The 19,676-nt window shown below is 59.2% G+C and carries 20 protein-coding genes and 1 other RNA gene; 12 read left to right on the top strand and 9 right to left on the bottom strand.

Annotated features, from left to right (window positions below):
• Positions 1-52: 52 nt before the first annotated feature.
• The 4 genes from AACY07_RS20085 (at position 53) to AACY07_RS20070 (ending at position 3,212) form a co-directional block, all read left to right on the top strand.
• Positions 53-973 (top strand): SPFH domain-containing protein, encoded by a 921-nt coding sequence (locus tag AACY07_RS20085; protein WP_133079063.1) that lies wholly within the window; start codon positions 53-55, stop codon positions 971-973.
• Between the two features lie 3 nt (positions 974-976).
• Positions 977-1,426 (top strand): NfeD family protein, encoded by a 450-nt coding sequence (locus AACY07_RS20080; RefSeq protein WP_133079064.1) that lies wholly within the window; start codon positions 977-979, stop codon positions 1,424-1,426.
• Between the two features lie 66 nt (positions 1,427-1,492).
• Positions 1,493-1,807 carry a DUF2388 domain-containing protein gene (locus tag AACY07_RS20075; protein ID WP_133079065.1) on the top strand — a complete coding sequence of 105 codons (315 nt, stop codon included), beginning with the start codon at positions 1,493-1,495 and terminating at the stop codon, positions 1,805-1,807.
• A 262-nt stretch (positions 1,808-2,069) separates the two neighbouring features.
• Positions 2,070-3,212 (top strand): DegT/DnrJ/EryC1/StrS family aminotransferase, encoded by a 1,143-nt coding sequence (locus tag AACY07_RS20070; RefSeq protein ID WP_339477051.1) that lies wholly within the window; start codon positions 2,070-2,072, stop codon positions 3,210-3,212.
• Between the two features lie 85 nt (positions 3,213-3,297).
• Here AACY07_RS20070 and gcvH read toward each other — a convergent pair whose 3' ends face one another.
• From gcvH to AACY07_RS20030, 8 genes are all read right to left on the bottom strand, one after another.
• Positions 3,298-3,681: a glycine cleavage system protein GcvH gene (gene gcvH / locus AACY07_RS20065; protein ID WP_019824507.1), complete on the bottom strand. Its 384-nt coding sequence runs from the start codon at positions 3,679-3,681 to the stop codon at positions 3,298-3,300.
• 62 nt (positions 3,682-3,743) lie between these two features.
• Positions 3,744-4,826 (bottom strand): glycine cleavage system aminomethyltransferase GcvT, encoded by a 1,083-nt coding sequence (gene gcvT, locus AACY07_RS20060; protein WP_133079067.1) that lies wholly within the window; start codon positions 4,824-4,826, stop codon positions 3,744-3,746.
• A 153-nt stretch (positions 4,827-4,979) separates the two neighbouring features.
• Complete coding sequence (locus tag AACY07_RS20055; RefSeq protein ID WP_339477049.1) at positions 4,980-6,596, bottom strand: ABC transporter permease; 1,617 nt, start codon at positions 6,594-6,596, stop codon at positions 4,980-4,982.
• A gap of 148 nt (positions 6,597-6,744) precedes the next feature.
• Entirely contained in the window at positions 6,745-7,746 is a 1,002-nt protein-coding gene (locus AACY07_RS20050; RefSeq protein ID WP_133079069.1) for an extracellular solute-binding protein, read from the bottom strand.
• Between the two features lie 94 nt (positions 7,747-7,840).
• Entirely contained in the window at positions 7,841-9,058 is a 1,218-nt protein-coding gene (locus tag AACY07_RS20045) for a 2-octaprenyl-3-methyl-6-methoxy-1,4-benzoquinol hydroxylase (RefSeq protein WP_339477182.1), read from the bottom strand.
• A gap of 85 nt (positions 9,059-9,143) precedes the next feature.
• The gene (gene ubiH / locus AACY07_RS20040; RefSeq protein ID WP_338648992.1) at positions 9,144-10,331 is read right to left on the bottom strand and encodes a 2-octaprenyl-6-methoxyphenyl hydroxylase; all 1,188 of its coding nucleotides are present in this window, start codon (positions 10,329-10,331) and stop codon (positions 9,144-9,146) included.
• Positions 10,328-11,650 (bottom strand): Xaa-Pro aminopeptidase, encoded by a 1,323-nt coding sequence (gene pepP, locus AACY07_RS20035; RefSeq protein WP_339477046.1) that lies wholly within the window; start codon positions 11,648-11,650, stop codon positions 10,328-10,330. The genes ubiH and pepP overlap by 4 nt, the downstream gene beginning before the upstream one ends.
• A gap of 29 nt (positions 11,651-11,679) precedes the next feature.
• Positions 11,680-12,237, bottom strand: a complete 558-nt coding sequence (locus AACY07_RS20030; protein WP_133079073.1) for a YecA/YgfB family protein — start codon at positions 12,235-12,237, stop codon at positions 11,680-11,682.
• Between the two features lie 122 nt (positions 12,238-12,359).
• Here AACY07_RS20030 and AACY07_RS20025 point away from each other — a divergent pair, with 122 nt between their 5' ends.
• From AACY07_RS20025 to AACY07_RS20010, 4 genes are all read left to right on the top strand, one after another.
• Positions 12,360-12,569, top strand: a complete 210-nt coding sequence (locus tag AACY07_RS20025; RefSeq protein WP_019824490.1) for a TIGR02449 family protein — start codon at positions 12,360-12,362, stop codon at positions 12,567-12,569.
• Positions 12,566-12,883, top strand: a complete 318-nt coding sequence (locus tag AACY07_RS20020) for a cell division protein ZapA (RefSeq protein WP_019824488.1) — start codon at positions 12,566-12,568, stop codon at positions 12,881-12,883. The genes AACY07_RS20025 and AACY07_RS20020 overlap by 4 nt, the downstream gene beginning before the upstream one ends.
• 31 nt (positions 12,884-12,914) lie before the next feature.
• Positions 12,915-13,092: non-coding RNA, 6S RNA (gene ssrS / locus AACY07_RS20015), on the top strand.
• A gap of 86 nt (positions 13,093-13,178) precedes the next feature.
• A complete protein-coding gene (locus AACY07_RS20010) occupies positions 13,179-13,784 on the top strand; it encodes a 5-formyltetrahydrofolate cyclo-ligase (RefSeq protein ID WP_339477044.1) in 606 nt (201 codons plus the stop codon).
• 42 nt (positions 13,785-13,826) lie between these two features.
• On the opposite strand, the gene AACY07_RS20005 is transcribed toward AACY07_RS20010, so the two are convergent.
• On the bottom strand, positions 13,827-13,976 hold the full coding sequence (locus AACY07_RS20005; RefSeq protein WP_019824485.1) for a hypothetical protein: 150 nt from the start codon (positions 13,974-13,976) through the stop codon (positions 13,827-13,829).
• 194 nt (positions 13,977-14,170) lie between these two features.
• On the opposite strand from AACY07_RS20005, the gene AACY07_RS20000 reads away from it, so the two are divergent.
• From AACY07_RS20000 to AACY07_RS19985, 4 genes are all read left to right on the top strand, one after another.
• A complete protein-coding gene (locus AACY07_RS20000) occupies positions 14,171-14,620 on the top strand; it encodes an EVE domain-containing protein (RefSeq protein WP_133079076.1) in 450 nt (149 codons plus the stop codon).
• Between the two features lie 228 nt (positions 14,621-14,848).
• Positions 14,849-15,814, top strand: a complete 966-nt coding sequence (locus AACY07_RS19995; RefSeq protein WP_133079077.1) for an HlyD family secretion protein — start codon at positions 14,849-14,851, stop codon at positions 15,812-15,814.
• On the top strand, positions 15,811-18,543 hold the full coding sequence (rbbA, locus tag AACY07_RS19990; protein WP_339477041.1) for a ribosome-associated ATPase/putative transporter RbbA: 2,733 nt from the start codon (positions 15,811-15,813) through the stop codon (positions 18,541-18,543). Before AACY07_RS19995 ends, rbbA begins: the two co-directional genes overlap by 4 nt.
• Complete coding sequence (locus AACY07_RS19985) at positions 18,543-19,661, top strand: ABC transporter permease (protein WP_133079079.1); 1,119 nt, start codon at positions 18,543-18,545, stop codon at positions 19,659-19,661. Before rbbA ends, AACY07_RS19985 begins: the two co-directional genes overlap by 1 nt.
• The last annotated feature ends 15 nt before the right edge of the window (positions 19,662-19,676 follow it).

The raw sequence follows: 19,676 nt of genomic DNA, 5'->3' as shown, positions 1-19,676 counted from the left end.
TCGTTACACTCCTCGTTCGTTTGATTCTTACACCTCAAAACAAGGAATGGTTATGCAAGCGGGTACTGTGATCCTGTTATTTGTCGCCTTGGCTATCGCCATGCTCTTCATGGGCTTCAAGGTGGTACCGCAAGGATATCAATGGACGGTGGAGCGCTTTGGCCGCTACACCAACACCCTGAAGCCGGGCCTGAACATCATCATTCCGGTGATGGACCGCATCGGGCGCAAGATCAACGTGATGGAAAGCGTGCTGGACATCCCGCCACAAGAAGTGATCACCGCCGATAACGCCACCGTACAAATCGATGCCGTGTGTTTTTTCCAGGTCGTCAACACGGCTCAGGCCGCGTATGAGGTCAACAACCTCGAACACGCCATTCGCAACCTGCTGCAAACCAACATCCGTACCGTACTGGGTTCGATGGAGCTGGATGCCATGCTCAGCCAGCGTGACGGCATCAATGAAAAGCTGCTGCGCACCGTTGATGAAGCAACAGCGCCCTGGGGCATCAAGATCACCCGCATCGAGATCAAGGACATCAGCCCGCCGGCCGACCTGATGGCCGCCATGTCCGGGCAGATGAAAGCCGAACGTATCAAGCGAGCACAAATCCTTGAGGCTGAAGGGCTGAGAGCCGCAGCAATCCTGACTGCCGAAGGCAAAAAACAGGCACAGATCCTCGAAGCAGAAGGTGGTCGTCAGGCTGCGTTTCTCGAGTCAGAAGCCCGAGAGCGCCAGGCCGAAGCCGAAGCACGGGCCACCCAGGTGGTATCCGAAGCCATTGCCTCGGGCAACGTGCAGGCGATCAACTACTTTGTTGCGCAAAAATATATCGATGCCCTGGGCAAGCTGGCTTCTGCCAACAACAGCAAAGTCATCCTCATGCCGCTGGAGGCCAGCCAGGTCATCGGCGCAGTGGGCGGTATCGGCGAAATCGTCAAAGCCACCTTTGATACCAAGAAGGTCTGATTCATGTGGGAGTTTCTGCAACACCTGAACTACTGGGACTGGCTGGCGCTGGGCACGGCGCTGTTGATACTGGAGGTTTTTGGCGCCGGTGGTTATCTGCTGTGGACAGGTATTGCCGGCATCATCGTCGGGGCTTTGACCTTTCTGGTCCCCGAACTGCCCTGGACCCTGCAACTTCCATTGTTTGGAGTGCTGGCAATCCTCACGGCGGTGTACTGGTGGCGGCGACAGCGCGGCAAGGTCGAGAGTGGCGACCAACCAAACCTGAATCGTCGCGGCCATGAGCTGATCGGCCGTACCTTCATCGTTCAACAGGCGATTGTGGAGGGGCGGGGTAAAATCAAGGTCGGCGACAGCGTATGGATGGCCGTAGGGCCTGACGCTGCGGTGGGTACGCCCGTGCGTGTTACCGCTCAGAATGGAACAGTATTAAGCGTAGAAATTGTACCGTGACGTTACGGAACTCCTGAGCGCAATTTGCAATCAAACCTCGTAGCTAATCTATTCGGAGTCACCGTCATGCGCCTCAAATATGCTGTAGCCGCTATCGCCTTGCTGTCTCTTCCTGTTGGGTCTGCAATGGCCGACAGCTTCTGGCGTAATGTGCTGTCTTCCGGTGCAACCACCGGCTCCACCTACCTGACCTTCAAAAAAGACCGCAAAGTCATCGCCGCTCAGGATGACGCGGGCAGCTTTGTTGCCAGCAACGGTTCGATTCGTGGCCCGTACCTGGAATCAGCCATGCAACAAGTGCGTGCTGATAACCCGAACATGAAAGTCAGCGACATGGACCTGGCCAACGCAATCCTGGTTAAAAACGCTACAGCGGAATAACTGCCTTCCCACTTTGGAGGCAACTTCCATGTGAGACCGGGCTTGCTCGCGATGCTGGCGACTTGGTTTGCCTGCATCAACCCGATGTGATGCTATCGCGAGCCAGCCCCTCCCACCGTTCAACGCAACACACATCTCTACCTGTGATTCAGCCGCCATACAGAATTTTCACCGGATGTGAGCGATCCTCCGGGTATGATCTTGAGCGCTATGCTATTGCTTTTGGTCACCCAAACTCACTCACATCGGACGTCACGCCTCTATGAGCTCGCTGCCTTTCCTGCCGTTTTCCAAACCCACCATTGATGAAGCCACCATTGCTGCCGTGGGCGACGTATTGCGCTCGGGCTGGATCACCAGCGGGCCCAAGGTCCAGGCGTTCGAAGCACAACTGTCCGAGTACTTTGGCGGGCGCCCGGTGCGTACGTTCAACTCCGGCACCTGCACCATGGAAATCGCGTTGCGCATTGCGGGCATCGGGGCGGGCGATGAAGTCATCACCACGCCTATTTCATGGGTAGCCACCGCGAACGTGATTATCGAAGTCGGCGCGACGCCGGTATTTGCCGATATCGACCCGGTGACACGCAACATCGACCTGGCCAAGCTCGAAGCGGCCATCACCCCGCGTACCAAGGCAATCATTCCGGTTTACCTGTCAGGCTTGCCAGTGGACATGGATGCGCTCTACGCGATCGCCAAAAAGCACAACCTGCGCGTAGTGGAAGATGCGGCACAAGCCCTGGGCTCCAGCTGGCAAGGCGAGCGCATTGGCGCACGGGGCGATTTTGTATCGTTCAGTTTTCAGGCCAACAAGAACATCACCTCATCCGAGGGCGGGTGTCTGGTGCTGAACAATGAAGAAGAAGCGCGACTGGCCGAGAAATACCGTCTGCAGGGCGTGACTCGCACGGGTTTCGACGGGCTGGATGTGGATGTGCTGGGTGGCAAGTTCAATATGACCGACATCGCGGCTGCGATTGGTCTGGGCCAGTTTGCCCATATCGAAACCATCACCGCCCATCGTCGGGAGTTGGCCAAGCATTATTTCGACTGTTTCGGGCCTGAGTTCGAAGCTCAGTACGGCGCACAACTGCCGGTAGCAGACTTCAACAACACCAACTGGCATCTGTTCCAGCTTGTGCTGCCTGAGCGCAAGGACGGCCAGCCTGCACGTGCGACCTTCATGAAAGAGATGCAAGCCTTGGGTGTGGGCATCGGTTACCACTACCCGCCCATTCACTTGCTGAGCCTGTACCGTGCACAGGGCTTCAAAGAAGGGATGTTCCCGATTGCCGAACGTGTCGGGCGCCTGATTGTGTCGTTACCGATGTTTACGGCAATGACCAAGGCCGATGTGGAGCGTTCGGTGGCGGCGGTGAAAGCAGTTTTAAGCGTCGCCTGACTCAACCTGTAGTCGTTGCCGCAGGCTGCGAGCTTTTGATTCCAAACAAAGCTCGCAGCCTTCGGCAGCGACTACACATTTGAGCTTATTCGCCGATTGCGGCTTTATAGCCCGCAGCATCCAGCAGTTTTTCCAGCTCGGCGGTGTTGCTTGGCTTGAGCTTGAAAATCCAGCTGGTGTACGGGTCGCTGTTCAACGACTCAGGGCTGTCCGCCAGTGCTTCGTTGACGGCAATCACTTCGCCAGAGACCGGCGAGTAGATGTCGGAAGCAGCTTTAACCGACTCAACAACGCCCGCTGTATCGCCTGCGGCGAACACTTTGCCGACTTCGGCCAGCTCAACAAACACCACGTCCCCCAAGGCTTCCTGAGCATGATCGCTGATGCCTACGGTAACCGTGCCATCCGCTTCCAGGCGGGCCCACTCGTGACTTTCAGCAAAGCGCAACTCAGCAGGGATCAGGCTCATATTCAGTGTCCTCAAGAATAAATGTAGGCGGCGCACACAAGGTGCTTTCTCACCAGTAAACGTTAGATCAGGGCTTTGCCCTGACGAACAAAAGTCGGTTTTACTACTCGAACCGGGTACCACTTACCACGAATTTCAACCTCGGCACGGTCGGCCGTTGCCATCGGAACTCGCGCCAGGGCAATCGATTTGCTTAGCGTAGGGGAGAAGCTACCACTGGTGATCTCCCCTTCGCCAACATTGGCGATGCGAACCACTTGATGAGCGCGCAAAACGCCCCGTTCCTCAAGTACCAGCCCCACCAGTTTGAGCTGCACGCCCCCGGCCTTTTCGGCTTCGAGCGCTTCGCGTCCCACGAACTTGCGCGAGGCAGGCTCCCAGGCAATGGTCCAGGCCATATTGGCGCAAAGGGGGGAAACAGACAGATGGATATCCTGCCCGTAGAGGTTCATACCGGCTTCAAGACGCAAGGTATCCCGAGCGCCCAGGCCAATCGGTGAAATGCCTGCACCCACCAGATCGTTGAAAAAGGCCGGGGCCTGGTCGGCCGGGAGGACGATTTCAAGGCCATCTTCACCGGTGTACCCGGTGCGAGCGATAAACCAGTCGCCGCTGCTCTGCCCTTCGAAGGGTTTGAGTTGCTGAATCAACTGGCCACGCGCCTGACTCACCAGCTCGGCCACTTTCTGTCGCGCATGGGGCCCTTGAATGGCCAGCAGGGCCAGTTCCGGGCGTTCCAACAGCTGCACGTCATAGCCCTGACGCTGAGCTTCCATCCAGGCCAGATCCTGATCCCGGGTGGCGGCATTGACGATAAGCCGATAACCCGTGGGCATCAGGTAGACAATCATGTCGTCGACCACGCCGCCCTGCTCATTGAGCATGGCGCTGTACAAGGCACGGCCAGGTGTATTCAGACGCTCGACATCATTGGCCAGCAAATGCTGGAGCCACGCCTTGGCCTGAGACCCGGCGATGTCGATCACGGTCATATGCGAGACATCAAAAACCCCACAGTCGCGGCGCACCTCATGGTGTTCTTCAACTTGTGAGCCGTAATGCAAAGGCATATCCCAACCGCCAAAATCGACCATTTTCGCGCCCAGGGCGAGATGCAGGTCATACAGAGGCGTACGCTGTCCCATGGGTTTCTCCTTCCGGGCTTGGCGAGGGTGCGGACAGGCTGCGAAGCATTTCAAGCCTAAAAAAAGGCTTTCTTACACTACGCAGAAACCTGATCTGACAGACAGACCGCACCGAATGCCGCGCATTGTAGCCGCATGAAGGAGGACTGGCACCTAACCGATTCGATGTGCCGAGCGTCGAATCAGTCCGATGACCGGTAACAATCCGACCAGGACCAGCGTCAGGGCGGGCAACGAAGCCCTCGCCCATTCGCCTTCGCTCGTCATCTCGAAGATCCGCACAGCCAGCGTGTCCCAGCCGAACGGGCGCATGAGCAAGGTAGCCGGCATTTCCTTGAGCACATCGACAAACACCAGCAAAGCAGCGCTCAAGGTGCCGGGCAGCAGCAACGGCAGATACACCTTGAAAAACAGTCGTGGCCCACCGACCCCCAAACTGCGAGAGGCCTCCGGCAAGGAAGGACGAATGCGCGCCAGGCTGTTTTCCAGCGGGCCATAAGCCACGGCGATAAACCGCACCAGATATGCCAGCAGCAGGGCCGACAGGCTGCCCAGCAACAGGGGCTTGCCCGCCCCGCCCAACCAGCCCGACACCGGAATCACCAGCTCTCGGTCCAGATAGCTGAACGCCAACATGATCGACACCGCCAGCACCGAGCCCGGCAGGGCATAACCCAGGTTCGCAAGGCTGACCCCGGCACGAATGACCGCCGTGGGTGCCTGGCGCCGGGCAAACGCGAGCACCAAGGCCACGCTCACGGTGATCAGTGCCGCCATGCTGCCCAGATAGAGGGTGTGCAGGATCAATCCGGCGTACCGCTCATCCAGGTCGAATCGACCACGCTGCCAGAACCACACGGCCAGTTGCAGCATCGGAATGACGAAAGCACAGGCAAATACCAGTAAGCACCAGCCACTGGCCAGCCACGCTTTGGGACCGCTCAGGTGATACAAGGCACTGACCCGGGGGCGTTCGTTGCTGGCGCGGCTTGCCCCACGGGCGCGTCGTTCGCCGTAGAGCACCACCATGACCACCAGCAGTAGCAAACTGGCCAACTGCGCTGCCGTAGACAGGCTGAAGAACCCGTACCAGGTTTTGTAGATCGCGGTCGTGAAGGTGTCGAAATTGAACACCGATACCGCGCCAAAATCGGCCAGGGTTTCCATCAGCGCCAGTGCTACACCCGCACCGATTGCCGGACGCGCCATAGGTAACGCAACGCGCCAGAATGCCTGCCACGGGCTTTGGCCCAGCACTCTGGCAGCTTCCATCAGGCCTTTGCCCTGGGCCAGAAAGGCCGTGCGCGCCAGCAGATAAACGTAGGGGTAGAACACCAGGATCAGCACGATGATCACCCCACCGGTGGAGCGCACCCGTGGCAACCTCAGGCCCATGCCAAACCACTCACGCAGCAGGGTTTGCACGGGGCCTGCGAAATCCAGCAAGCCGACAAAGACAAACGCCAGTACATAAGCCGGAATTGCAAAGGGCAACATCAGCGCCCAGTCCAGCCATCGCCTGCCGGGGAACTCACACAGGCTGGTCAACCAGGCCAGGCTGACACCCAGCAGCGTGACCCCGACACCCACGCCAACGATCAGGGTCAGGGTGTTGCCCAGCAGACGCGGCATCTGCGTATCCCACATGTGGCTCCAGATCTGGGTATCAATGCTTTGCCAGGACAGCAGCAAAACGCTCAGCGGCAACAGCACCAGAGCGGCAATGACAAAAACCAGCGGATACCAGCGACGTTGAGCAGGATGGGCCACGAAGAACTCTCGGAAGGTGGTCAGGACGAGGTAAAAAACAAATGTGGGAGCGGGCTTGCTCGCGATGCAAACACCGCAGTTTCCAATGAAACCCCGGCGATGCTATCGCGAGCAAGCCCGCTCCCACAGGTATTGCTTCAGATTTTGATCAGTTCCAGCCCGCGCGATCCATCATGCGGATGGCTTCAGCCTGGCGCTTGCCTGCCACTTCTACTGGCAGTGCGTCGGCCTTGAACTTGCCCCAGCTGGCCACTTCGGCAGAAGGCTCAACGCTTGGGTTGGCCGGGAATTCCTGGTTAACACCTGCAAAAATGACCTGAGCTTCAGGGGTGGTCATCCACTCCACCAATGCCTTGGCGGCCTCAGGGTGCGGCGCGTACTTGGTCAGGCCAATGCCCGACAGGTTGACGTGAACACCACGGTCCGCCTGATTCGGCCAGAACAGTTTCACCGCCAGATCCGGCTTCTGCTTGTGCAAACGGCCGTAGTAGTAGGTATTGACGATGCCCACGTCACATTGCCCGGCGTTGATTGCCTCAAGCAGTGCAGTGTCGTCAGAGAACACGTCCGTGGACAGGTTGCTCACCCAACCCTTGAGAATTTTTTCGGTTTTTTCAGCACCATGCGCTTCGATCATGGTGGCCGTCAGCGACTGGTTGTAAACCTTCTTGGCGGTGCGCAAGCACAGGCGGCCTTCCCAGTTCTTGTCAGCCAGGGCCTCGTAGGTCGACAGTTCTTCAGGCTTAACCCGGTCGGTCGAATAGACGATGGTCCGTGCGCGCAGGCTCAGGCCGGTCCACTCATGGGAAGAGGAGCGGTATTGCGGTGGAATGTTCTTGTCGATCACTTCGGACGTGAACGGCTGCAAAATGCCCATTTGCTCGGCTTGCCACAGGTTGCCGGCGTCCACGGTCAGCAACAGGTCGGCGGTGGCATTCTGGCCTTCTGCCTTGATGCGCTGCATCAACGGCGCTTCCTTGTCGGTGATGAACTTGACCTTGACCCCGGTCTTGGCGGTGTAGGCATCAAATACCGGTTTGATCAGCTCGTCGATACGCGAGGAGTAAACCACCACCTCTTCGGCAGCAGAAACGCTGCTCGCAAAAACGGTTAGGGCCAGGGCAGTCAGTAGACGCTTGCGTGCCAACATGATGGGCGGTCTCTCTTGATGCGAATCGGGCGTAAATGGTAGTGAATCACATTTCCCATCTCAACCTAACTCGCCCCGGAGGAGTTACCAGATGTTACGGCTTGGCCAACGGCGGCAGGTCGCCACTCAGGCCCAGTGCCTGACGCACAAACAAGGCCTTGGCCTCGGGCATTTTATTGACCCATTTCAAACCGGTGTTGCGCAGCAATCGTGCCGTCAGCGAGTCAGCCTGGAACAACCGCTCAAAACCCTCCATGGCGGCCATCAACGCCAGGTTATGCGGCATGCGCCGACGCTCAAAACGGCTCAGCACGCGCACATCCGCCAGACGCTCGCCGCGATCCACCGCGTGCAGCAGCACATGTGCCAGCACCGCCGCATCCAGAAACCCCAGATTCACGCCCTGCCCGGCCAGCGGGTGGATGGTGTGTGCCGCATCACCGATCAGTGCCAGGCCTTCCGCGACATAGCGTTTGGCGTGACGCTGACGCAGCGGCACGCACACCCGCGGATCAGCGCTCAGCACACTGCCCAGACGGCCTTCAAAAGCCAGCTCCAGCTCGCGGCAGAAGGCGCCATCGTCCAGCGCCATCAAGTACTCGGCCTGTTCAGGCGTGGTCGACCAGACAATCGAACACCAGTCCTGCTGACCCTCGCGCTCCAATGGCAGGAATGCCAGCGGGCCATTGTCGGTAAAACGCTGCCAGGCGGTCTGCTGATGGGGTTCTGAGCAACGCACGCTGGTGACGATGGCATGATGCTGATAATTCCACTCGCGGGTCTCACAGCCGGTCAGGCGGCGTACAGCCGAGTTGGCGCCATCAGCGGCAATCACCAACGGCGCATGCAAGGTACGGCCATCGGCCAGGGTCAGCAGCCAGTCGTCGCCAGAGCGGCGCATCTGTTCCAGGCGCGCATTGGCCAGCAGTTCAATGCTGGAGTCCTGCAAGCACTCAAGCAGCGCATCCTGCACCACACGGTTTTCAACGATATGACCCAGCACGTCGGCATGAACGCTGGTCGCCGAGAAGTGGATTTGCCCCGTGCCGCTGCCATCCCATACCTGCATGTGGGCATACGGGCTGACGCGACGCCGGGTGATGCCCTCCCACGCGCCCAGGCGCTGCAAAATGCGCTGGCTGGCAGCCGACAGGGCACTGACCCGAGGCTCGAACGGAGCCTGGGCGGCAAAGGGTTTGACACTCAGCGGGCTGCCATCAAGCAGCAGGATTTTCAGCCCGCTGTCTTTGAGCGCCAGCGCCAGTGCGCTTCCGACCATTCCGGCCCCGACAATCAGCAGATCTGCACGCATTTCCATGCTTTAAGCCTGTCTCGCTAGCGGCGTACGCCGCACCTGAAAAAATGGATCGACATGGGGCGTGCTCGCCCCGCCGACATCAACTGTCTGCGCGGGTGCCCAGGCCCATCGCTTGACGGGCGAACCAGCGTTTTGCCGGTGGCACCAGATCAAGGCCGAGCAGGCCAAGGTTGCGACCAAACGAAACCAGGGGCTGCTCACTGCCAAACACCCGCGTCACCTTGTCCGAAAAACCGATGGTCAGTTGCTGGTCGAGTTTTTGAGCCTGTTGATAACTCAGCAGCGTAGCGAAATCACCGGGCTTTTTATCACTGCCCAGCAAGGCATCGGCCAGGGCCTGGGCATCGCGCAGGGACAAGTTGAAACCCTGGCCGGCTATCGGATGCAGGCTGTGGGCCGCATTGCCCAATACCGCCAGATGCGGACGTACCTGCTCTTGCGCTTCAATCAGTGTCAGCGGGTACAGATGTCGGGCGCCCACCTGTTTGAGCGTCCCCAGACGATAACCAAACACCCCCTGCAACTCGCTGAGAAAACTGCGCTCATCCAGTGCAGCCAGACGCTGGGCGTCCATCCCCAAACGGGTCCATACCAGCGCACAACGGTTGTCAGGCAACGGCAGCAAGGCCATCGGCCCTTCGTCGGTGAAACGCTCGAACGCCATCCCGCCGTGGGGCTGGCTCGGGGTGATATTGGCGATCAGGGCACTTTGGTTATAAGGCTGCTGGCGCACATGGATGCCCAACTGCTCACGCAAGCCCGAACGCCCGCCATCGGCCAGGACTGCGAGATCGCACTCCAGGGTGGTCTCGTCGTTGAGGGTCAGGCGATAGCCGTCTTCCAGCGGTTGCATGTGGATAACTTCAGCCGGGCAACGCCAGCTGATCACATCCGGATCCAGACTTTTCCACAGGCACTGGCCCAGCCAGGCGTTCTCGACCACATAACCCAGCGCCGGAACCCCTTCTTCGCTGGCCGACAACCGTGCCGTAGAGAAACGCCCCCGATCGGACACGTGAATGTCCTTGATCGGTTCGCCACGCTCGGCAATCGACTGCCACAGGCCCAGACGCTCATAGATGATTCGAGCGCCATAGCTGAGCGCCGAAGAGCGGGCGTCATAGCTGGGCTGATAGGTGTTGCCGGGGGCGAACGGCTCGATCAAAACGATCTTCCAGCCCCGTGCCTTGGCACCGGCCTGCAAGGCCAGCGCCAGGCTCGCGCCCACCAGGCCGCCGCCAATGATGGCCAGATTCACGCGACTCATGCCGCACCCGCCATGAGCGCTTCGATAGCGGCGACGGTTTTTGGCACATCGCCGGTCAGGATTTCACAGCCATGCCTGGTGACCACTACGTCGTCCTCGATCCGCACGCCAATGCCCCGCCATTTTTTCGCGACATTGAGGTTGTTAGGGCTGATGTAGATGCCAGGCTCCACAGTCAGGGTCATGCCGACTTCCAGCACGCGCCACTCACCGCCCACCTTGTATTCACCCACGTCGTGCACATCGAGCCCCAGCCAGTGGCCAGCGCGGTGCATGTAAAACGGTTTGTAGGCTTCACTGGCGATCAGTGCCTGCACGTCGCCCTGCAACAGGCCCAGCTCCACCAGCCCGGCGGTAATCACCTGGACGGTTGCTTCATGGGCCTGATTCCAGTGTTTGTCGGGGGCAATCTGGGTAAATGCCGCTTCTTGTGCTGCCAGTACCAGTTCATAGATCGCTTTTTGTTCCGGTGAAAAACGGCCATTCACCGGGAACGTACGGCTGATATCGCTGGCGTAGCAGTCAATTTCGCAGCCAGCATCAATCAACACCAGGTCGCCGCTTTTAAGCAGTGCGTCATTCTCCTGGTAATGCAGGATGCAGCTGTTATCACCCGAGGCGACGATCGAACCATAGGCTGGCATTTTGGCCCCGCTTTTACGGAATTCGTAATCCAGTTCGGCCTCAAGGCTGTACTCATGCAAACCGGCGCGGCTGGCCTGCATGGCGCGCACATGGGCGCGAGCCGAAATCTGCGCCGCGTGGCGCATGACCTTGAGTTCTGCTGCCGATTTATACAGGCGCATGTCATGCAGCAGATGATCCAGAGCAACAAATTCGTTGGGCGGCTGGGCACCAAGGTTGGCCTTGGAGCGAATCCCGTTGATCCACTCCATCAGGTTGCGGTCGAATTCGGGATTACCGCCCATCGCCGAGTAGACCCGGTCGCGGCCTTCAATCAACCCCGGCAGGATGTCGTCGATATCGGTAATCGGGAACGCGTCGTCGGCACCGAAGTCGCGGATAGCGCCTTCTTGCCCGGCCCGCAAACCGTCCCACAATTCACGCTCGGCATTGCGCTCGCGGCAAAACAGCACGTACTCGCCGTGTACCCGGCCCGGGATCAACACGATCACGGCCGCAGGCTCGGGAAAGCCGCTCAGGTACTGAAAGTTGCTGTCTTGACGGTAAACATGTTCGACATCGCGATTGCGAATGGCCACCGCCGCAGCGGGCAGAATCGCAATACTGTTGGGCTCCATCTGCGCCATGAGTGCCTTGCGGCGACGTGCGTATTCCGTTTTCGGGATATGGATCATGGGCAGACGGGTTCCCTCTCGACGATCAATCAGTGCAGCGAAGGTTTGGCTGGCGCAGGTTCAGCGGTTTTTTTGGTTTCGGTGAACAGCAGCAGCGGTGCGACACGCAGGTATTCCATCACTTCCATGTAGTCGCTTTCGCCGTCTTCGGACTCTTCAAGTGCATCCTGCACCTGGGCGATGGCTGCCAGGTCGCGCAGCACTTCATTGGCTTCATCGCTCAGCGAGTAGGCGCGGCGGGTCAGGCCGAAACCGGACAGGAAACCCTGGCACCACTGGCCCAAAGCTGCAGCGCGCTCAGGCAATGGCGCGTCATCGGTCGGCAGCAACAGCACAACGGTCATGTCATCGCTGGTCAGTTCACCCTTGACCATCTCTTGCAATCCGATCAAGGCATTGCGTACGTTGTCTTGCGGCTCGCCTGCCAACAGCTCGCTGGCTTCAACCAACCAGCCTTCGGCATCAAAGCCGGCGCCCGCGCAGCTGCGGCCCAGCAAGTGGCCGTGCAGTTCAGCAGGCGAAACGGAGTGGCCGCTGGCAGTCAGCAGGGTTACAAAGGCTTGATACGGGGAATTCTGAATAGGCATGGTCAGCTAGGCGCCAAGCGGCGCTATGTCTAGAATGGAGGGCTTGTATCCTAGCATTGGCAGACGTGCCAGACCATCGAGGCGTCAGTCCCCATCCATCAGAAAACACACAGTAGGACACAATGGAAGACACCGACCTGCATGCACTGATGGCTAGACTCGAACTGCTGATTAGCCGAGTCGAGCAACTTAACCGCCAAAACGCACTCTTAATTGCTCAGGAAAAGACTTGGCGCGAGGAACGCGCGCACCTCATTGAAAAAAACGAAATCGCCCGACACAAGGTGGAATCGATGATTTCGCGCCTCAAAGCCCTGGAGCAAGACTCATGAGTTCAAGCAGTAGCGTCACCGTGCATATCCTCGATAAAGAATATTCGATCATGTGCCCCCAGGAAGAGCGGAGCAATCTGGTGAGCGCTGCCCGTTATCTGGATGGGAAAATGCGCGAAATCCGCAGCAGCGGCAAAGTCATCGGCGCCGACCGTATCGCCGTGATGGCTGCTCTGAATATCACCCACGATCTGCTGCACAAGCAGGAAGTCGCCGAAGTTCAAACCAGCAGCTCCACCCGTGAGCAAGTACGCGACTTGCTGGAGCGCGTTGATCTGGTGCTGGCCACTGATCCGAACGAACGTCAAAGCTGATTCAAAACGTTACTTTGGGGTATACTCGCGCCACTCCCTGGAGTATTCGCCAGTTAGCGATGTCCCTGAGCCGATTCGCACTACCCTGGAGCTTGCACGTTGGGCCGGTGTGCATGTCCGCTAGACGGAAAGCCTTAAGGTCTACTGCAACTTCCACCTTGAACTTTCGGGTTCAAGGGCCAAGCCGACAGCGGTACGTCGGGGAGCCTGATTTCCTAGCGCAATGTCAGCCACCTGCTGGCATTGGCTTCCACGAGCCACCCTGTGGTGAACTCGTCCTTGAACAGCACGCCAAATGAACGAACCTGCGACGCCTACCCGCCCGCAACTTCGCCGAATGCTGCGCAAAGCCCGCCGCGACCTGTCGCCCTGCGCGCAACGCCAGGCCGCCCGCGGCCTGTACCGGCAACTGGCACAACACCCGCTGTTTCGCCGCGCCAAACACATTTCCCTTTATCTGCCCACCGACGGTGAAATTGATCCGCGCCTGCTGCTGCGCGAAGCCCAGCGTCGGGGCAAGATCACCTACCTGCCGGTCCTCAGCGCCTGGCCAAGAACCAAGATGGTCTTCCAGCGGGTTGCTCCCGGCGAGAAGCTGATCCCCAACCGTTTCCGGATTCTCGAACCGCGAATCAACCGTGCACGCCAACGCAAGGTCTGGGCTCTGGACCTGGTGCTGCTGCCATTGGTGGGATTTGATGCAACGGGGGGGCGACTGGGCATGGGCGGCGGCTTTTATGACCGCAGCCTGGCATATCAGGCAAGACGCCAAAGCTGGCGCAAGCCGACGCTATTGGGGCTGGCCCACGAGTGTCAGAAAGTCGAATCTCTGGCCCAGGCCAGTTGGGATGTCCCCTTGCAGGGCACCGTCTCGGACAGTCATTGGTACGTCGCCCACTGACCACCAGGGCATCACCGTTCAAGTGATGCCTTCGATCAGGTTTTAGCGTTTGAAGGGTTGTACTTGCTGTTGTGTCAGCTCAATCGGCTCGTCAATCGAGTTTGACCAGAGACTTTGCGCATAGCCCGTTGTAACCACACCCAAACCGAACAAAATAACCAGCATCCACAGTAAATCCGGTTTGCGTTTCATCGATTGCCCTCCTTCAGGCAAATCAACACGATGACAGCAACGGTTTTTGTTATAGGCCGTGCAGCAGCGTCAAGCTTCAAAGCCGGGCATTCTGCGGCAACACGAACACACACGCAAACTCTGGCGTCAACCGACTGTCGGTTTATCAAAATGTTGCCAGACAAAATAACCACAGCATGTTTCTGGAGTAGAAAATGGCCTATTGGTTGATGAAATCCGAGCCTGACGAGTTCTCGATCAAAGACTTGCACACGCTCGGTGAAGCGCGCTGGGATGGCGTGCGCAACTATCAGGCGCGCAACTTTATGCGAGCCATGGCAGTTGGCGACCTGTTCTTCTTTTATCACTCCAGCTGCCCCGAGCCGGGTATTGCCGGGATTGGTCGCATTGTCGAAGCAGCCTACCCCGACCCGACCGCCCTCGACCCTGAAAGCCATTACTTCGATCCCAAGGCCAGCGCCGAAAAAAATCCGTGGAGCGCGCTGCAGGTAGCCCACGAGCAGACCTTCCCCAAAGTGATCAAGCTCGATTACCTCAAACAACAAACGGCCCTGGCCGAAATGCCGCTGGTACAAAAAGGCAGCCGCCTTTCAGTGATGCCCGTTACAGATGATCAATGGGCTGCGGTGATGGGGTTGTTGTAAACACCTGTGACCTGTGGGAGCGGGCTTGCTCGCGATGGCATCACCGCGGTGGTACTGGCAGACCGCGCCGCCTGCATCGCGAGCAAGCCCGCTCCCACCACTCGCCACGCCTCGTGGCAGGCAACATCCTGTATTCCCGTCTACGCTCTGGTCTTCCTTTGACTGGCATCAAGTCGTAATCGCCTTGAGAAGGTCAAACTAGAGCGCTCTGTGACACAGGATGTCGGCATGTCTAGCAATTCCCGAATTTCCCATTATTTCGTCATCCCCTTGGCTGTCCTGCTGATCGCAGCAGGCGGGTTCGGGTATTGGAAGTCCCGGCTCGACAGCCTTCCTGAAGGCATCAGCATGGCCAACGGTCGACTCGAAGCCACAGAAGTACAGATTGCAGCCAAAACCCCGGGACGCCTGGCCGAAGTGCTGGTCGACGAAGGTGATCGCGTGACTCAGGGCCAACTGCTGGCCCGCATGGATACCCGCACCCTGGAAGCGACCCGCGCGCAAGCCGAAGCCGAAGTGCTGCGCGCCCGCCAAACCCTGGCCGCCAACGAAGCCAATGTGCAATTGCGCCAAAGCGAAAAGCGCCTGGCCAGCCAGGAACTCGCGCGCTTTCGCCAACTGTCCCAACGCGGTTTTGCCAGCGGCCAGCAACTCGACCAGCAACAGGCACGGTTTGATACCAGCAACGCAGCCGTGGTGGCAGCACAGGCCCAGGTTGCAGCAGCCAAAGCCGCGATCGGCTCATCCGAAGCCCAAGTTGCGCAACTCACCAGCGAAATCGATGACAGCAGCCTGCGCGCCCCCATCAACGGCGTGATCCAGTTGCGCCTGGCCGAACCCGGCGAAGTGCTGGGCGCAGGCGGACGGGTATTTATGATGATCGACCCCAGCGACCAGTACATGAACCTGTACATGCCCGCCTCGGTGGTCGGCAAGCTGACCGTGGGTGCCGACGCCCGCATCGTGCTCGACGCCCTGCCCGACCAGGCGCTGCCAGCCAAAATTGCTTTTGTCGCGGCCAAATCGCAATTCACGCCCAAAGAGGTCGAAACCCGGGACGAGCGGCAAAAACTGGTGTTTCGCGTCAAGCTGCGCCTCACCGACCCAAGCGCCGTGCCCCAGGCCAAGCCGGGCATGCCGGGAGCAGGTTATGTACGAACCGCAGACGTCGCCTGGCCGGCTAATCTGCAATGAGCGACCTGGCGCTCAACGCCAGTGGCATCAGCCACTGGTATGGCAAACAACAGGCATTGTTCGACATCGCCTTCAGCCTGCCAAAAGGCACGCGCTGTGGTTTGATCGGCCCGGACGGTGCGGGTAAATCGAGCCTGCTGGGACTGATTGCCGGGGTCAAAAAGCTTCAACAAGGCAACCTTGAAGTGCTCGGCGGCCCGATTGACGACCGCCGCCATCGCAACACCCTGTACCCACTGATCGCGTTTATGCCCCAAGGCCTGGGCGGCAACCTTTATCCCGAATTGTCGATCAGCGAAAACATCCGCTTTTTTGGCACCCTGTTCGGCCTCTCAAAAGAAGAGTGCGAACAGCGCATGGCCGAACTGCTCAAGGCCACCGACCTGGAGCGTTTTGCCGAACGTCCCGCGGGCAAGCTGTCGGGCGGGATGAAGCAAAAGCTCGGGCTGTGCTGCGCGCTGATCCACGAGCCGGATTTGCTGATCCTCGACGAGCCCACCACCGGGGTTGACCCGCTGTCGCGTCGACGCTTCTGGGAACTGGTGGATGACGTACGCAGCCAGCGCCCTCAACTGACGCTTCTGGTGGCAACTGCCTACATGGAAGAGGCTGAGCAGTTTGAACACTGCCTGATGCTCGATCGCGGCAAATTGATTGCCGCCGGTTTAAGCCATGAGTTGGCGACCGTCACTGCTACCGGCAAGCTCGACGAAGCCTTTACCCATTACCAGGGTGACAGCGGGCACAATAATGAGCCTTTGGTGATCCCGCCTCGCACCAGCGACAACAGCGATATCGCCATTGAGGCCCACGACCTGACCCTGCGGTTCGGCGATTTTACGGCAGTAAACAACGTCAGCTTTGCCATTGGCCGGGGTGAAATCTTCGGCTTTTTAGGCTCCAACGGCTGCGGCAAAACCACCACCATGAAAGTCCTGACCGGACTGATGCCCGCCACCGAAGGCAGCGCCAAATTGCTTGGCAATCCGGTCAATGCCAAAGACCTGGCCACCCGCAAGCGTGTGGGCTTCATGTCGCAAAGCTTCTCGCTGTACGGTGAGTTGAGCGTGCGGCAAAACCTGGTGTTGCACGCGCAACTGTTCGACTTGCCCAAGGCCGAAAGCGAACCGCGTATCGAAGAGTTGATTGAGCGTTTCGACCTGGGCGATGTGGCCTCACAACAGTCTGGCGAATTGCCGCTGGGCCTTCGCCAGCGTTTGTCGCTGGCGGTTGCCGTGCTGCATCGCCCCGAAGTGCTGATCCTCGATGAGCCGACCTCGGGGGTCGACCCTGCCGCCCGCGATGACTTCTGGCGTTTACTGATCGAGCTGTCACGCGAGCAAGGGGTGACCATCTTTCTGTCCACCCACTTCATGAACGAAGCTCAACGCTGCGACCGCATATCGTTGATGCACGCGGGCAAAGTGCTGGCCTGCGACACGCCCGATGCGCTGCAACACCAATTCAAGGGCGACACACTGGAAGCCGCGTTTGTCACCTGCCTGGAACAGGCACAAAACGATCAGGACGCCAGCCCTGCGCCTGAAGCTGAGCCTGTCGCCACGCCGGTGGCCAATGCCCCGCCGCCGATCAGCAAAAAAGGCTTTAGCCTGACCCGGCTGATCGCTGTCGCCAGCCGCGAATCCAAGGAATTGCTGCGCGACAAAGTGCGCATGGCGTTCGCCTTGCTGGGCGCCGTGTTCATGATGGTGATATTTGGCTACGGCATTTCTCTGGACGTCGAGAACCTGGCCTTCGCCGTCTACGACCAGGATCAGAGCCCACAAAGCCGCGCCTACCTGGAAGCCTTCCGCAGCTCACGCTACTTCGAAGAGCATGCCCCGATCAGCAGCGCCGACGAGTTGCACAAACGGTTGCAACGCTCTGAAATCAAAATTGCCCTGGAGATCCCGCCAGGCTTTGGCCGCGACTTGTACGCCGGACGCCAGCCTACGGTCGCCGCCTGGCTGGACGGTGGCATGCCATTTCGGGCCGAAACCAGCCGCAATTATGTCGAAGCGGTACACACCGCCAACCTTGAGCAGCTCTCCACCCTCAGCAGTCAGGCGCAAAACAGACAGGCAGCGGCCAAACTCGAAACCCGCTTTCGCTACAACCAGGACGTCATCAGCGTGAACGCCATCGGCCCCGGCGTGATGGCGCTCATCCTCGCGTTTATCCCGGCCATGCTCACAGCGCTGGGCATCGTGCGCGAAAAGGAACTGGGGTCAATTACCAACTTCTACGCCACACCCCTCACCCGCCTCGAATTCCTGCTGGGCAAGCAGGCGCCGTATCTGGCCGTAAGCCTGGTCAATCTGGCATTGCTGGTGGCGATGAACCGCTGGCTGTTCGGCGTTCCATTCAAAGGCAGCGGTGTCACGCTGGCGCTGGGCGGGCTGCTGTATGTGCTGGCAACCACCAGCATGGGCTTGCTGATTTCCGCCTTCACCCGCACCCAGATCGCGGCGATCCTGGGCACCATGATTATCACCAGCTTGCCGACCATTCAGTTCTCCGGGCTGATCGTGCCGCGCTCCTCGCTTGAGGGCTCGGCGGCACTGATGGGCATGCTGTTCCCGGCCGGGCACTTTCTCGACATTGCCGTAGGCACCTTTACCAAAGCCCTGGATTTGCGCCAGTTGTGGCCCCAGTGCCTGGCCTTGTTGGGGTTCTTTGTGGTCTTCACCGGGCTGAGCCTGATCATGCTCAAGAAGCAGGAGGTCTGATGCACAAGCTCTCGCACATCCTGCGCCTTGGCCTTAAAGAACTGACCAGCCTGCGCCACGACAGCGTGTTACTGCTGTTTTTGTTTTACGCCTTCACCGTGGCTATTTACATGCCCGCTGCCGGTTCGATTATCGGGGTGCACAACGCCAGCGTTGCCATCGTCGATGAAGACCACAGCGCCTTGTCCCGCAAACTCGCAGAATCGCTGCTGCCCCCAGAGTTCCAGGCCCCGCAAGCCCTGCCCTACGATCAACTGGACCAGTCGATGGACAGCGGCCAGTACACGTTTGTGATCAACGTGCCGGTCAATTTTCAGGCCGACTTGCTGGCCGGGCGTGAGCCGAGCGTGCAGGTCAACGTTGATGCCACGGCCATGAGCCAAGCCTTCATGGGTGCGGGCTACATCGGACGGATCTTCCAGCGGGAGCTGCTCAACTACACGGGACAGGCCGACGCGGCAGCCAAAACCCCGGTGCTGATCAGTAACCGGGCACTGTTCAACCCGAACCTGGAAGGTGGATGGTTTCTGGCCGTCATCCAGATTGTGAATAACATCACCATTCTGGCCATTGTGCTGACGGGTACCGCCCTGCTGCGGGAGCGGGAACACGGCACCCTCGACCATCTGCTGGTGCTGCCGCTGACAGCTCTGGAAATCATGCTGGCGAAAATCTGGAGCAACATGCTGGTGGTGGTGTTGTGTACCTGGATATCACTGGAAGTGGTGGTGAAGTGGGCGCTGGGCGTGCCGCTGGCGGGGTCGCTGACCCTGTTTTTACTGGTCACTGCGCTCTACCTGTTTGCCAGCACCGCGCTGGGAATCTTTCTGGCAACGCTGGCCCGCTCAACGCCGCAATTCGGTTTGCTGGCCATACCCGTGATCATCCCGATGCTCTTGCTTTCAGGCGGCAGCACGCCGCTGGACAGCATGCCCCAATGGCTGCAATGGGTGATGCAGTGCTCGCCGTCGACCCACTTTGTGAGCCTGAGCGCGGCGATACTGTTCCGCGATGCGGGGGTGAATGTGGTGTGGCCCGACTTGTTGGCACTGGCCGCCATCGGGCTGGTGTTCTTCGCCATCGCGCTGGCGCGGTTCCGCAAGAGCCTTGCCTCGTAGTGTCGGGCGAGTTGC

Source organism: Pseudomonas sp. RL_5y_Pfl2_69 (genome assembly GCF_963970465.1).
In the GTDB taxonomy this organism is placed as follows: Bacteria; Pseudomonadota; Gammaproteobacteria; order Pseudomonadales; family Pseudomonadaceae; genus Aquipseudomonas.
The sequence above is the reverse complement of the archived record's forward strand: the minus strand, read 5'-3'. Positions and strand labels throughout refer to the sequence as shown.